We start from the raw sequence: 13736 nt of genomic DNA, 5'->3' as shown, positions 1-13736 counted from the left end.
CCGACCTTGCAGGTACCAGCCAATGAGGTCCGGCGGTGGCTTTCCGCGTGTCACCATACCTGGTTTTCCAAGGCAGTTCACAACCCTTGCCCGCAGAGGTACTCACCCATCGGTCCATGACGCCTTCGAATCGAAGGCGGCGTGGGCGACCGGGTTGGTTCGCTGTAAGTCGAGCGAAGGCGTCCCCGCCGGGTCGGGAGGATGCCGACAGGGAAAGTCGATGAACGTAAGGCTGCGGCATCCGCCGTGCCATCGATGTAGAGGCATCGCCCGACTCGCGCCTGCATCTGAAAAACCGTCTCGCGCCTTCGAATTGAACCCATGGTCGCGGCACGGCAGGTGGTCCGCCGGCTGCTACGCGGATATCGCAGCACTCACCCTCTGCAGACGTCGATCCAGTCCTTGCCATCCTTCAGAAACGGAATGAAGACACCACACTCTTCTCCTAGTGTCCTGCGCCGGGAATTCGATCAAGATATGAGGCGAGGCGTTCGAGGATCTCGTCGGCGCTCTTCGTCCAGGCGAAGGGGCGTGGGTTCTCGTTCCAGGTCTTGATCCAGTCCCGGATGTCCTTCTCCAGTGCCTGGAGAGACTTGTGGGTACCGCGCCGTATCCGCTGGTCCGTCAGGAGTCCGAACCATCGCTCGATCTGGTTGAGCCAGGATGAGTAGGTAGGGGTGAAGTGCATGTGGAACCGGGGGTGGGTCTCAGGGTCCCTTGCATGATCAGTTCTGTCTGGAACGTCGGGTTGGTTCGCGGTTGGGGTGGGGTGTCCCGGTCCGGGGGGAGGGCGAACGCAGTGCAGGCACGGTCTCGGTGATCATGTGAGTGTCGAAGTCCCATGAACACTTGGTGAGTCCGTGCCTGCTCCTCCATCTTCTCTCATGCCCTCCGCGCTGGATCAACTGGCTCAGGCCACTGCACCGGCCCCGCTGACGGACGCACTGTGTCTGTCGCAGTTCCTGGAGACGATGCCCGACCCGCGAGGTCTTCGCGGACGCCGCTACCTGCTGTCCGCCCTGCTCGCAGCGGCCGCGGCGAGCGTCCTGGCCGGCGCCCGCTCACTGACCGCGATCACGGAATGGGTCACGGATGCCCCGTCCTGGGCCTGCCGGGCCCTCGGTTTCCCCGTCGATCGGCTGACCGGCTCCGTATCGGTCCCGCATCCCCACACCCTGCGCCGTCTCCTGGTCCAGCTCGACGGCGACACCCCGGACCGGGCGATCGGCGCCTTCCTCGCCGCCCGGGCCACCCCGGCCGAGCCCGGGCTGCGGGCGATCGCCGTCGACGGCAAGGCCCTGCGCGGCTCGCGCACCGCCACGGCCACGCACGTCACCCTGCTCGCCGCGATGGACCACAGCGGCAGCGTTCTCGCCCAGTGTCAGATCGCCGACAGGAGCAACGAAATACCCGCCTTCCAGCCCCTGTTGGACAACATCGATCTCACCGGCAGCGTGATCACCGCCGATGCCCTGCACACCCAGCACACCCACGGCACTTACCTCCGCGCCCGCGGCGCCCACTACACCGCCCAGGTCAAGGCCAATCACCCCGGCCTGTTCGATCGCGTCCGCCGCCTGCCCTGGCAGGAGATCACCCTCGACCATTACGAGCGCACCCGCGCCCACCACCGCAAGGAGATCCGGCGTCTCAAGACCGCCTCCTTCGCGCACATCGACTACCCCGACGCCCGCCAGGCCCTCCAGGCCGTGCGCTGGAGGAAGGACCTCACCAGCGGAAAGCTCACCATCGAGCGCGTCCACCTGATCACCAGCCTGCCGCCGGGAGCCGTGAGCGGCACTCAGCTCGCCGCATGGATCAGAGGGCACTGGAAGATCGAAAATCTCCTGCACCACGTCCGGGACCGCACCTTCCACGAAGACGACTCCAAGATCCATATCGGCCGGCTCCCGCGCGTCATGGCCGGTCTGCGCAATCTCGCCATCGGCATCCACCGCCAGGACGGCCACACCAACATCGCCGCCGCGCTACGTCACGCCGCCCGCGATTGCCACCGCCCCCTGACCGCCCTCGGCCTCGCCGGATGAACCCGGACAGAACTGATCATGCAACGGACCCTGCCTGGAGTGGCGAAGCTGAAAACGCTCATTGATTAAGCGCGCAGGTCAGAGCGTTGCCTTACCGTCCGGCAGAGGCAGCTGCTGGGGCTCCGCCACGCTGCGTCGTGTCGCCCGTGCCCGCGTTGGCGAAGCTGCTGATCGGTCAGCGTGCCCCGCGTTCTTGCCTGGTGCGGTGTCCGTCCTGCACCTGCAGAATCCCGCCGCGGATTGGGCGGCGGGGTTCTGTGCTGAGTACGCGAACTCATGTGCGTTCAGGACGTCGGCTGACAGGATCCGCGGTATGACGAGTAGCAGAGGGGCACTGACGGCCCTGCACCTCTTCCTGGTCTGGGCGACGATGACGGCCGCGGTACCGACGCTCGGCTTCGGTCTGCTGATGATGGCCTGGGGTGGTGGGACCGCTGCGGTGGTGCTGCTCTTCGCGTTGGGTGTGCCGCTGGCGGTGGGCCTGCTGGCCATGGCGGGCATACCGGCGCGGACCGTGGTGCCGCTGTGCGGCTCCGTGCCGCAGCGGCTCGGCTGGGCGATGCTGGTCTTCGTCCTTGGCACGCTTGGCGTCCTGGCAGCTCTGGCCGCTTACCATGAGGACGTCGATCTGGGGAGCGCCAGTACCCGGATCGTGCTGACGGGGACTCCGTACGGCGTGGCCGCGGCGTTCTTCGTGCCGAACCGGTGGGTGCGGCTGGGCGCGGTGGCCGCGCTGGCGGCCGGGACGGCCTATGGGGGCTTCATCGGCCCGGCCCAGGCGCAGCAGCGCCAGCACGATGCGGAGGTCGCGCGGTACCAGGAGCATCCGGAGTTGCTGTACCTGGGCGCTGCCCCGCCCGGCATGCGGGTGTCCCGCGCCGAGGTCGGCCCCGCCTCCTTCATCGTCGACTACCGCGGCGTCCGGGAGGACGAGTTCGCGTACGTGAGCCTCACGGTGCGCTCGCCGCTCACGCCGGCACCCCGATGCCGCGAACTCGTGGGGAAGGACGTGACCTGCACGGTAGACGAGCACGGCGAAATGCGCGTGGTCCGCACCTTCCCCGGCGGCGAACGCGCCGTGACCCTCATCCGCCGCCACCGGAACGCGGTGGCCGAGGTCACCAGCCAGACCCTCGACGAACCCGGGCTACGCCGCATCCTGAACACTCTGCACCCACTGTCGAACACAGAGCTGGAAAAACTGATGCGGGAAAAGAAAATCGACCACAGGCTCTGAACCATGCGCGCCCCGGACCTCTGACACCAAAACCTGACACGCTTGACCACCGGTGAGAAATGCGCCACCCACCGGCCTCCGCTGCGAGAGACCAGGTGCGGCGCACAACTCGGTGACGATCGTGAACCAGGTGGTCACCATCCCCGCCGCCATGGCCGGCGGCACCATCACGTACGTGGTCTGGCCGTGCGCCATGCCGTTGCGGATCTACTGGCCGCAGCCGAAGTATTCCGCCTGCCGGGCCGTCAGGATCCCAGCATCGGCGCCCTGCCTGATGAACTTCTGCAACGGCTTGCTGCCCGAGCCTGGGATGCGGTCGCGCAGCATGACCTCCACCGCGATCAGGGAGTGCATGACCGCCACGGTGGAGAACTCGTAGCAGTAGTACGACTGGCGCAGCAGCTCGCGCGCCGTACGCAGGACCGCCGCCGCCTCGGGCACGCCGTCGGGCACGACCAGGTCCCAGGCGAGGTCGTGCATGCCGGCGTAGCTGCCGACGAAGTCGTGGGCGAGTTCGTCCGGGACCGGGAACGGCAGCCGCTACGTGTCATCCCCGCGGCCCCAGCGGCATACTCCGGACGGCAACGCCTTTCCACTTCGCCCTCCACCAGATGGAACTGCTGGACCCACACCTGCCGCAAGACCTCCACCTGCGGCAGTACCCGCAGCATCGAAGGCGCGTCATCCGTCCAGATCATGCTCAGCAGACACATGCCGTCCGCCCCGATCCGGCGGCCTACTTCGTCCCGCTTGGTGCGGGGCTTGGGGAAGCGGGACTCCTCGATCCGGGTCGCGTAATGCGTGAACCAGTCCGGCAGAGCGCGGGCGCGGAGCCAGTCCGGCTCGGCGCGGGCCACCGCGTTCAGTGCCGTCCGCAAGGTCTCGCCGACCAGCTCCAGCCAGTTGAGTTCGCGCGCGGAGGAGAGCACATGCGTGGAGTCCGTCCGTGCCTTCCCGCCGGCCGCGACCAGCCCCCGTTCCTGGGCCGCGACCAGGATCGCGCCTAGGACGCACCGTCCGGCACCCCGCCGATCAGACGGTCTCTGAATTCCGAGAGCACCGAGAAGTTGAAGCCTGGATCGGTCAATTCCAGCCCCAGCGCGAACTTCCAGTCGATCCGGGCCCGCACTGCCTCAGCGGCTTGCCGGTCGGTCAGCCCCTCGACGAACTGCAACACCAGCACCATCGCCAGACGCCCCGGTGACCAGGCCGGCTTCCCCGCGCCGGGAACAGATCCGCGAACTGCTCGTCTGTGAACAGAACACCCAGCTCATCCCGGACCCGGATCGCCAGGCTGCCCTTGGAGAAGGCCGCGCGGGCCACCCGCTCAGTCTCCACCGGAACTTCTGCCGACCCCCACAGCTGCAACGACACCGACACCCTCCCCATACGCCGACGTCGGCCTTCAAGACCACAACCAGGTCTTGAAGGCCGACGTCACGCAGGGAGCCGGATTAACCAACAGCGTCGGGCGATCCTGTCCGGCCCCGCTGGTGTGTGGTCAGCCGAAGTCGAGCGTCTCCTGTGTGAAGTCGGCCGGGACCGGACGGGGCCAGGGCGGCGGTGCGCCGTCCTGGCGTGCGGCCTTCCAGCGCTCGGTCAGCTCGTCCTTCCACCCTTCGGCGGAGGCCATGGGACGCCCCAGGCGACGAGCTGGGCTCTGCTGTAGCCGCCCTTGTGTGAGCGGGCGGCTTCGATCTCTTCAGGTGATGGGAGTTCCGCCATGGACAGTGAAGGCTCCGTGTTCAGAAGTTGTCCCGCGAAGCGGTGTTGGAAAAGCGAAAGGTCCGTTGCCTTGCTCAGCGGGAGCCACCCCTCAGGCATCGGGACGCTCGCAAGCGTTGGGGGTTCTGCCCCGACGGGAGCGTAGAACACCTCGGCAGGCTCCTCCCACACGGTCGACTTCAAGGCGGCCCGCTCGTCGAAGACCGCCGGCCGGGGCATTCCTGGCGCGATGCGCGAGGTGCGGGGAGGACACGGCGAAGCTGGTCGAGCAGGGTCGGACAGCACTTCCTCGGACCGCTCGGCAGTCAGTGGCCACGACAGACCGAACGCACGCGGTACGTCGTAGACGGGATACCAGAGCGAGTCCTTCCCAAGGCCGCTGCGCTCGGCCAACATCGTGCGCAGGTCGTCCTCGCTCACCGAAGCAGCAGTTGCCACGCGGATTCCCGTCTCCCCCAACTACGCACCAGCGGCGCAGCTCCGACGGGAGCCTACTCACCGGTCTGCCCCGGCGTCCTTCCCTCAGGAGAATGACGATCTGGCGGGCCTGACCGCATACAGGAAGCCTGGCGGGCGTCATTCACCGCGCGCACCGGGCGGGTTGCGGCGTACCGGCCGGACACGCGATCGACGTCAGCAAGCAGGACCCGCTGGACGCCGTGCCGCTCTTCGGCTGATCCCTGGAGGAACGAAACGATCAATAAATATGCAGGTCAGCGATCCAGCGCACCTTCGGTGCGCGCCGGGGCGTGGTAAATCCCGTGGCGCGCGCCGGAGGTGCTTCTGTCTGCCCTGACGCGGGCTGGTCTCGGTTCGGGATCGTGGTGGGGTTCGTTCCGGCCGAAACCGATGCCTCTGTGATGCCCCTGAGCTCGCAGGTCAGCGTGGTGCTGGGGGCCGTCCACGGGAACCGTGGAGTGTTGCTGCGAAGCACGTGCGTCAGAATTCCTGATTCACCCTGGCCCTCCCGGAACGGCATACGACGGGTCCGTCAGCCAGGGAGGGAGCAAGTGCCGTGGACGTGCTGCACGAACGCTGCGCCGGCCTCGACATCAGCAAGAAAGACGCCAAGGCTTGTGTCCGTACCCCGAGTACGAAGCGGCGGGGGTCTTTCACAACGGAGACCACGACGTGGGGATCGACGACCAACGCGGTCCTGGATCTGCGGGACCATCTGCTCGCCGCACGGGTGACGCTGGTGGTGATCGAGGCGACGTCGGACTACTGGAAGCCCTTCTACTACGTGCTGGCCGAGGGCTTGAACGTGATCCTGGTCAACGCCCGGCAGGTCAAGAACCTGCCCGGCCGCAAGACGGACGTCTCGGACGCGGCCTGGCTGGCCCAACTCGGCGCCCACGGCCTGGTCCGGCCCTCCTTCGTGCCGCCCGAACCGGTCCGTGAACTACGGGACCTCACTCGCGCCCGGACCACCGCCACCCGCGAACGGAGCCGTGTGGTCCAGCGGCTGGAGAAGCTGCTGGAAGACACCGGCATCAAACTCTCCGCGGTCGCCGCCGACATCATGGGCGTCTCCGGCCGGGCCATGCTCGAAGCCCTCATCCGCGGCGAAGCCGACCCGCACGTCCTCGCGGACCTGGCCAAACGCAAGCTCCGCAACAAGATCCCCGAACTCACCGAGGCCCTGACCGGACGCTTCCGCGAGCACCACGCGTTCCTGGCCCGCCTCCACCTGGACCAGTACGACCAGCTCACCGTCATGATCGACCAGCTCACCGGGCGCATCGAGGAGGCGATGGCACCCTTTCGTGGCGCCCTCGACCTGCTCGACACCGTCCCTGGCATCAATCAGCACGTCGCCGAGGTGATCATCGCGGAGACCGGCGGGGACATGACCCGGTTCGCGACGGCCAAGCACCTCGCTTCCTGGGCCGGAGTCTGCCCCGGCCACCACGAGTCCGCCGGCCGCACCAAGAACACCAAGGTCCGGCCCGGCAACCCCTACCTCAAAGGCGCCCTCGGCCTCGCCGCGTTCGGCGCGGTCAAGAACCAAGGACACCTACCTCGCCGCCCGCTACAAACGGCTCACCGCCCGCCGCGGCCCCCTGCGGGCCCTCGTCGCCGTCGAACACTCGATCATCACCGCGATCTGGCACATGCTCACCGACAACGTCGCCTATCAAGAGCTCGGCGGCGACTACTTCACCCGCCGCGACCCCGAACGCGCCACCCGCCGGGCCATCACCCAGCTCAACCAGCTCGGCTACACCGTCACTCTCAACCCAAGGGAGACCGCAGCCTGACCGGCAGACCCGGACACCCGCCAGCCCTCAACGGCCAGCGGGCACCCAGTCCTGCCCACACCCACCCTGACCTGCTGCTATTTACGCGTCAGAAGCACTCTCCGCTTATTTGATCAAGACGTGGACGAGCAGGCTCGTGAAAGCGCGAGGCTAGAGGTTGTCCCGTAACCGGTGAGGCAGTTGGTGCGTTGGCTGGGCATGGGTGGGGTGATCTCAGCAGATGATCCGAAGTGGATCGAGCCGTTCTCGGGTCTGACCGAGGTGCAGTTCGCCAGGCTGGTGGCTCTGGTGCGGCGTCATGGCGGTGAGGTCCAGCGTGGTCGGCCGTGACGGCTGTCGTTGGAGAACCGGTGTTGCTGGTGGCGACGTACTAGCGCACAAACCTCACGTTGCGGCAGGTGGCGCCGCTGTTTGGGGTCTCGAAGTCTGCGGCCGATCGCATCCTCGACCACCTCGCACCGCTGCTGGCCATCTCCCCGGCCCGCCGGCCGCGCAAGGACACCGTCTACATCGTCGACGGCACCCTGGTGCCCACCCGCGACCGCACCGTCGCCGCTTCCAGCAAGAACTACCGGTACTCGACCAACCTGCAGGTCGTCATCGACGCCAACAGCCGTCTGGTCGTGGCCATCGGCCTGCCGCTGCCCGGCAGCCGCAACGGCTGCCGGGCGTTCACGGAGTCCGGCGTCGACCGGGTCTGCCGGGGCGCCCCCACCATCGCGGACGGCGGCTACCAAGGCACTGGTCTCCTCATCCCGCACCGCAAACGACGAGGCCAGCGCCACCTCAGCCCACAGCAGGAAGCAGAGAACGCCGTCCACCGCCAAGCCCGCGCACGGGTCGAACACGCCCTCTCGCGGCTGAAGAACTGGAAGATCCTCCGGGACTGCAGACTTAAAGGCAACGGAGTTCACCAGGCCATCCTCGGCATCGCCCGGCTCCACAACCTGGCCCTCACCGGATAACTCACATCCCATACGGGACAACCTCTAACCATGCACGAGCTCGTTAGGCAGGGTTTCCGTTCCGTTCCTACTCGGACTCCGGCTCCAAGTCTCAGATCACACTCCCTGCGGCGCCATTTCCTGTTCCTGCCGTACTCCGGCTGCACTCCATCAGGGCCGTGGCCAGTCGCGCGCCCATGGCAGCGTCCTGGGCGCCGAGCCCGGTCAAATCGGCGATGGTGATCTCCGTTTCGGAGCTTCGGCCGGGGTGGAGTCCGGCGAGTACGTCACCGAGGGCCTCGATGTTCAGCGTGTCCGTGATGCCGACCTTGGCTGCATGCTGCAACTCGCCTATGTGCAGGCACTGGTCAGGATCGTCGGCAGCCACCACGGCGGCGCGCCGCAGCGCCGAAAGGTGCAGTTCCTGTTTGCCCTCCATGTCTGATCCCACCGCCGTGATGTGGGCGCCCGGCTTGATCCATTCCCCGTGGAGGTAGGGAGCGCGTGACGGGGTCACGGTGATGATGATGTCCGCGCGGCGCACCGCCTCCTCGGAGTCGGCTGCCACCTGCACCTCCCAGGAGTGCAGGGCCTGCGCACGGCGCGCGAACGCCTTCGCACGGGCGCGGTCCCGGCCGTGGACGACGAGCTCGCGGGGATTGCGGACCTGCAGCAGTGCACGTAGCTGGTAATCGGCCTGGTGGCCGGGGCCGATGAGGGCGACGCGGTGGGAGTCGATCCGGGACAGAACCTGGGCGGCCAGGGCCCCGGCTGCGCCGGTGCGTACGTCGGTGAGGTAGCCGTTGTCGAGCGCGATGACGGTGGGGAATCCGGTGGTGGCATCGGCGATCACGCTGAGGCCGCTGGAGACCGGGATTCCGAGCTCGCGGTTACCGAAGAAGCCGGTCGCCAGTTTCACCGTGTAGTGGCTGGCATCGTGAACGTAGGCACCTTTGACATGCACTTCACCGTGCACCGACGCGTCGGCTGCGGGCACTTCCAGGTGCCAGGGGGCGGGCTTGCTGACCTTGCCGCGGGCCTGGGCGATCATTGCCTCGCGGACGACATCAAGGGCTTCGGCAGGGGGCAGCAGTGTGCGCACCTGTGCTTCCGTCAGGACACGCACGGCGGGTCCAGCGGATCGGGTGGTTCCGGTCGTGGTCATCTCAGGGCAGCTCCCAGTCGTATGCGTGCGGGAATCTGGGTACGGCTCCGGGCGGGCGGTCAGGCCAGCACCGACGCCAGGGCGGGCAGGGTGATATTGCGTCCAGAGACCACGGCCACGGCCCGCCCACGCGACTCGACCTTCCCGGCCAGCAATGCCGCGACAGGGACGGCTCCCGCCCCTTCGGCGATGTATCCCCGTTCGCCGGTCAGGTAGCGCAGCGCCATGTGGATCTCCGCCTCGCTTACCGTGACGAGCGCGTCGACGTGCCGTGCGATCAAACCGGTGGTCACTGAGCCGGGTTCGATATTGCCGGCCACGCCATCGGCCAGGGTCTGGCCGATATTGACGGTCACGTTGCCGCCCGTCCGGACAGCGGTGCTCACCGCCGTGGAGACCTCCGACTCCACCCCGACGATCCGCACCCCCGGCCGCATGCAAGCCCACAGGCCCAGCCCCGCGGCAAGCCCCCCACCGCCCACGGCACACACCACTGTCAGATCGCCTTCGAGCTGCCGCTCGAGCTCGTAGCCGATGGTGCCCTGACCTGCGATTACCTCGGGGTCGTTGTAGGCGGAAAGATAGTGGGCGCCCTCGGCGGCCAGAGTGAGAGCGTGCTCCTCGGCATCGTCGAAAGACGTTCCCACCTCGATCAGATCGACGCCGGACCGGCGCAGCCGCGACACCTTCGCGGGGGAGGCATTCCGGGAGAGCACCACGGTGGCCTGGCGGCCCAGGGCGCGGGCGGCGAAGGCGACGCCGAGCCCGTGGTTGCCGGCCGAAGCCGTCACCACTGGCATCGCGGGGTCAAGGGCGGCCAGTGCGTTGAGGGCGCCACGGACCTTGAAGGATCCCGTGGGCTGCAACGACTCCAGCTTCAGCACCGGCTCGGCCCACGACGGCCCGCCACTGCCGAAGTCCACCGGGGTGGGAGGAAGGTGGGCGCGCACCGTGCGCCAGGCACGGTCGAGATCCGCGGGGAGCGGGGTGCGGACAGCACGAGCTGCCTGCGGGCTGGGCATCGTTCCCCCAAGGGTGGTCGACTGCTGAAGCTCGCGTCCATGCTGCACCGCACCCAGCACCAGAAGGAGACGCACCTCCTTCAGCAATGCATAAGATCTCCTGATGCTCGATCCGCGCAGGCTCCGCCTGCTCCAATACGTCGCTCGGACCGGCTCCATCGCCGGAGCCGCAGAGCAGGCCGGCTGCACCCCTTCGGCAGCCTCCCAGCAGCTGTCCGCCCTCGAACGGGACCTCGGCACCGCCCTGCTCGAACGCTCCGCTCGCAGCGTGCGGCTCACCGAGGCCGGGCGAGTCCTGGTCGAGCACAGCGGCCGGGTACTGGACGAGCTCGACGCGGCCGAGCAGGCAGTCCTGGACGTAGCGGGCCTGCGCGGCGGGCAGCTTCGCCTGGCAGCCTTCAGCTCGGCAACGAACCTGATCGTCCCCGCGCTCCGGTCCTTCCGGCAGCTGCATCCCCAGATCCGGCTCTCGCTGGTGGAACTCGAACCGGAGGAAGCCATCCCCGCCGTGGCAGGCGGGGAGATCGACTTGGCGGTGACCCACCAATACAAGCAACTACCCCGACCCGACCTGCGGGGACTGCGCCAGCACCTGCTCGATAGCGACCAGCTGCTGCTCGCCGTACCCCCACATCTGCGCACCGCTCAACGGAGTGCGGTGCGGTTGTCCGACTACGCCGGGGCCACATGGCTGTCGCCCCGCCCCGCCGAGGGGTTTCAGGCCGTAACGGAGCTGGTATGCCGGGCTGCGGGGTTCGAGCCGGACGTAGCCTTCCGAGCCGACAGCTACGACCTCCTCCTGGCCCTAGTAGCGGCCGACTTCGGCCTCGCCCTGGTTCCGTCCCTGGTCGCCGCGCCCCAGCCAGGAATCGCCTTCCTGCACATCGCCGAACCGGCGGGGCTGACTCGCGAAGTCCATGCCACGGCCCGCAGTGCCGATAACTCGCCCGCGGTCCAGGCCATGACACAGCTCTTGCTGAGGAAATGACCCGGTGCAAGTTCATGGCCGCTCGCCCTCGGCGAGCTCGCTGCTCTCACACATGATCATTCCGCCGCCGACTCAGCCGGGCAAGACGAGGCGAACGGTGCTCCTCCGACGGGCGGGTCAGAATGGCAGGTTGGGAACGAGACAGAGCACCGAGCCCGCCAGGGGTACGAGCCCCACTGCGGTGAGCAGGAGGGTGCGTAGGACGAAGGCGGCCGTGAGGCGGCGGCTCGCGCGAGTAGGCCGCTGGGGGTCGTACACCAGATCGACCCGGCCGGTGATCGCCTTGTTCGAGAAGTCCCAGATGGACACGGTTGACGGAACGTCCCGCATGGGCTGCCCGTCGACGGTGGTGAAGTTCAGCTTGGAGAAGATCCAGAGGTGGGCTCCCTTGGACCAGATGCGCACGTAGCCGTTGGCCTGGCCGACTACGCCGACACCGCGGCGGCGCAGCAGCCACAGGGAGCGCGCTCGGCGGGCCATCCGCCACAGCGCGATTCCCCCTATCAGACCGAGGACGCCCGCGACGCTCAGCGAGAAGGCGGCCAATCCGTCCTCCAGCGGGCTCGCCCACCCCAGCAAGGTCAGCAGCAGCGTGTACCCCGCCAGGAGCAAGCCGACCCGCACCGCCCGCCTGCCGCTGGATCCCAGCGTGTACGACCGCGGAGCCCGCGTGTGCAGCTGTATCAGCGCATGGCCGTCCGCTGCCGGTGTCGTGGTGGCCAGGGCAGCCGTCAGCTGCCCCAAGAAGGCTTCCGTGGAGCGGGAGTTAGCGCCGGGCAGCTCCACGACACGGCTCAGGCCATGCCGGGCCTGGCCGGGGTCTCCGCTGATGGCGACACGGACGGTGTTGCCAGCGATCACCTCCGCGGAGGTGATCGCGCAGGTGGGCAGCGTCCACGTCTTGCGCCCGCGTACGATCAGCAACCGCTGGCCGTCGAAGCGGGCCGTTGTGCCACCGCCGGTCAGGACTGTTTCTGGCGCGTTGGTCATGGGTCTCCGATTGGGCATGGGCGGATGCTACGGGCTCAGCGCCCGGGCGCCTCAGTGATAGGATCCCTTGATCAGTAGCTCCGCACCTCGCTCAATGAGGCCGCGGGGCGAGGCCGTCAGCCCCCGGTCCTCCGCGCTCGTCGAGGGCGGAGGCGACTGCTGGCCCGTGACGGTGGCTGCCTGTACGGCTCATCATTGCCGCCTAGTGCAGCTCGACCGCGCAGGAGCTTCTCTGGCCGCACCTCAAGGCCGGCATGTTCCGGCAGTTGACCGCCACGGCGTTGTCATTGGCCACGCGGCGGGTTATGCCTTGCCAGTCCCGATCCGCGGGTTCGTCCTACTCGGGAATGATCGCTACCGCGTCGATTTCCACGAGTGCGCCCGGGCGAGCGTGTCCTGCGGTGGAAACGACCGTGATGGCTGTCCGGTGATTGCCCCACACTGACCGCGACGCCGCGTACCCCACCTGTGCGTCGACTCCATCGGCGAGGTAGATGTTGAGTTTGGCGACATGTTCGGGACCAGTACCCGCGGTGGCAAGCACAGCCAGCACGTTTCGCATGGCCTGCATGGTCTGCGCCTCGATACCGTCGAGCAGGTTTCCGGTGCTGTCCGTGCCGAGCTGGCCACCGACATGGAGCGTTCCGGCCCCCGCGGGTGTGATCACACCCTGGGTGAAGGCGGGGTTGCGGTGGAGTTCTTCGGGGTCGATGTGGGTCGTCTTCGCGGTCATGAGTTGCTCCATGGAGGTGCCGGGTTTCGTGTGGAGGTGAAGGTCGCGCAGCAGGCAGACCTCGGACAGGTGGTGGAAGACTTCGCGGTGGATATGCAGCACCAGGTCGGCCATGGGCATTTCGGGGAAGGGTTCCTTCGCCCCGACCGGGGTGCGCAGCCCGGCAGCGCCGAGGCTGCGCACCCCGGCCAGCCAGACGTCGAGCTGGGTCTGGAGCTGGTCGAGGGCGGTGGCCGCGCTGCCGGCGTACTCCCATGTCTCGTAGGACGCCGCCGGTGCGCCGAAGTGCGCCGCGTTGCGCGCGGCGAGCACGCCGACGATCACGTGGCCGAGCCGCCAGGCGATCGTGGTGAAGGCCGCGGGGTCCGGCTGGGGGGAGGCGTAGTCCATCGTGAAGTCACCCGCACCGAGCTGCACGGGCGCCGTCGAGCCGCCGCGCGGCCGCACGCTCCAGGCGTCTGTCACCGGCGACCAGAAGTACTCGTCGTCAGTAAGGCCCTCGAGCCGGGCTCGCAGCTGGTGGTTCCAGTGGAACTCCAGCTGCTCGCGCAGCGTCCGGTTCACATCGAGTTCGTTTGCGTCCATGCAGGCACCCTGACACCCCTAGCGGACAGGATCGGTCC

9 protein-coding genes and 4 pseudogenes are annotated in these 13736 nt (G+C 67.9%); 5 read left to right on the top strand and 8 right to left on the bottom strand.

Translation table 11 applies throughout. From position 1 onward, the window contains the following. Window positions 1-445 precede the first annotated feature (445 nt). Window positions 446-700 (bottom strand): annotated as a pseudogene (locus BN1555_RS37710) (transposase); the annotation flags it as partial. Between the two features lie 184 nt (window positions 701-884). Between BN1555_RS37710 and BN1555_RS37705 the strand changes: the two are divergent. Both BN1555_RS37705 and BN1555_RS37700 read left to right on the top strand, forming a co-directional pair. After that, window positions 885-2048 carry an ISAs1 family transposase gene (locus BN1555_RS37705; RefSeq protein ID WP_093804205.1) on the top strand — a complete coding sequence of 388 codons (1164 nt, stop codon included), beginning with the start codon at window positions 885-887 and terminating at the stop codon, window positions 2046-2048. Window positions 2049-2361: 313 nt separating this feature from the next. Further along, a complete protein-coding gene (locus BN1555_RS37700; RefSeq protein WP_093804206.1) occupies window positions 2362-3285 on the top strand; it encodes a hypothetical protein in 924 nt (307 codons plus the stop codon). A gap of 207 nt (window positions 3286-3492) precedes the next feature. Here BN1555_RS37700 and BN1555_RS41265 read toward each other — a convergent pair whose 3' ends face one another. From BN1555_RS41265 to BN1555_RS41260, 3 genes and pseudogenes are all read right to left on the bottom strand, one after another. After that, entirely contained in the window at window positions 3493-3765 is a 273-nt protein-coding gene (locus BN1555_RS41265) for a hypothetical protein (RefSeq protein WP_255306580.1), read from the bottom strand. A gap of 104 nt (window positions 3766-3869) precedes the next feature. Further along, window positions 3870-4659: pseudogene (locus BN1555_RS37690) on the bottom strand (transposase); the annotation flags it as partial. A gap of 127 nt (window positions 4660-4786) precedes the next feature. After that, window positions 4787-4918 carry a hypothetical protein gene (locus tag BN1555_RS41260; RefSeq protein ID WP_255306573.1) on the bottom strand — a complete coding sequence of 44 codons (132 nt, stop codon included), beginning with the start codon at window positions 4916-4918 and terminating at the stop codon, window positions 4787-4789. 1107 nt (window positions 4919-6025) lie between these two features. Between BN1555_RS41260 and BN1555_RS37685 the strand changes: the two are divergent. Both BN1555_RS37685 and BN1555_RS37680 read left to right on the top strand, forming a co-directional pair. Then, window positions 6026-7271 (top strand): annotated as a pseudogene (locus BN1555_RS37685) (IS110 family transposase). A gap of 198 nt (window positions 7272-7469) precedes the next feature. Further along, window positions 7470-8236, top strand: a pseudogene (locus tag BN1555_RS37680) (transposase). 91 nt (window positions 8237-8327) lie between these two features. Here BN1555_RS37680 and BN1555_RS37675 read toward each other — a convergent pair. Next, on the bottom strand, window positions 8328-9341 hold the full coding sequence (locus BN1555_RS37675) for an ornithine cyclodeaminase family protein (protein ID WP_176710389.1): 1014 nt from the start codon (window positions 9339-9341) through the stop codon (window positions 8328-8330). 98 nt (window positions 9342-9439) lie between these two features. Continuing rightward, on the bottom strand, window positions 9440-10489 hold the full coding sequence (locus tag BN1555_RS37670) for a threonine ammonia-lyase (RefSeq protein ID WP_218058286.1): 1050 nt from the start codon (window positions 10487-10489) through the stop codon (window positions 9440-9442). Between the two features lie 16 nt (window positions 10490-10505). On the opposite strand from BN1555_RS37670, the gene BN1555_RS37665 reads away from it, so the two are divergent. Continuing rightward, complete coding sequence (locus tag BN1555_RS37665) at window positions 10506-11390, top strand: LysR family transcriptional regulator (RefSeq protein ID WP_093804396.1); 885 nt, start codon at window positions 10506-10508, stop codon at window positions 11388-11390. Between the two features lie 117 nt (window positions 11391-11507). Here BN1555_RS37665 and BN1555_RS37660 read toward each other — a convergent pair whose 3' ends face one another. Both BN1555_RS37660 and BN1555_RS41880 read right to left on the bottom strand, forming a co-directional pair. Further along, window positions 11508-12398 (bottom strand): hypothetical protein, encoded by an 891-nt coding sequence (locus BN1555_RS37660; protein WP_141662993.1) that lies wholly within the window; start codon window positions 12396-12398, stop codon window positions 11508-11510. A 319-nt stretch (window positions 12399-12717) separates the two neighbouring features. Beyond that, a complete protein-coding gene (locus BN1555_RS41880) occupies window positions 12718-13698 on the bottom strand; it encodes a DinB family protein (protein WP_369689056.1) in 981 nt (326 codons plus the stop codon). Between the last annotated feature and the right edge of the window lie 38 nt (window positions 13699-13736).

The organism is Streptomyces sp. Wb2n-11 (assembly GCF_001049855.1).
GTDB lineage: Bacteria > Actinomycetota > Actinomycetes > Streptomycetales > Streptomycetaceae > Streptomyces > Streptomyces altiplanensis.
The sequence above is the reverse complement of the archived record's forward strand: the minus strand, read 5'-3'. Positions and strand labels throughout refer to the sequence as shown.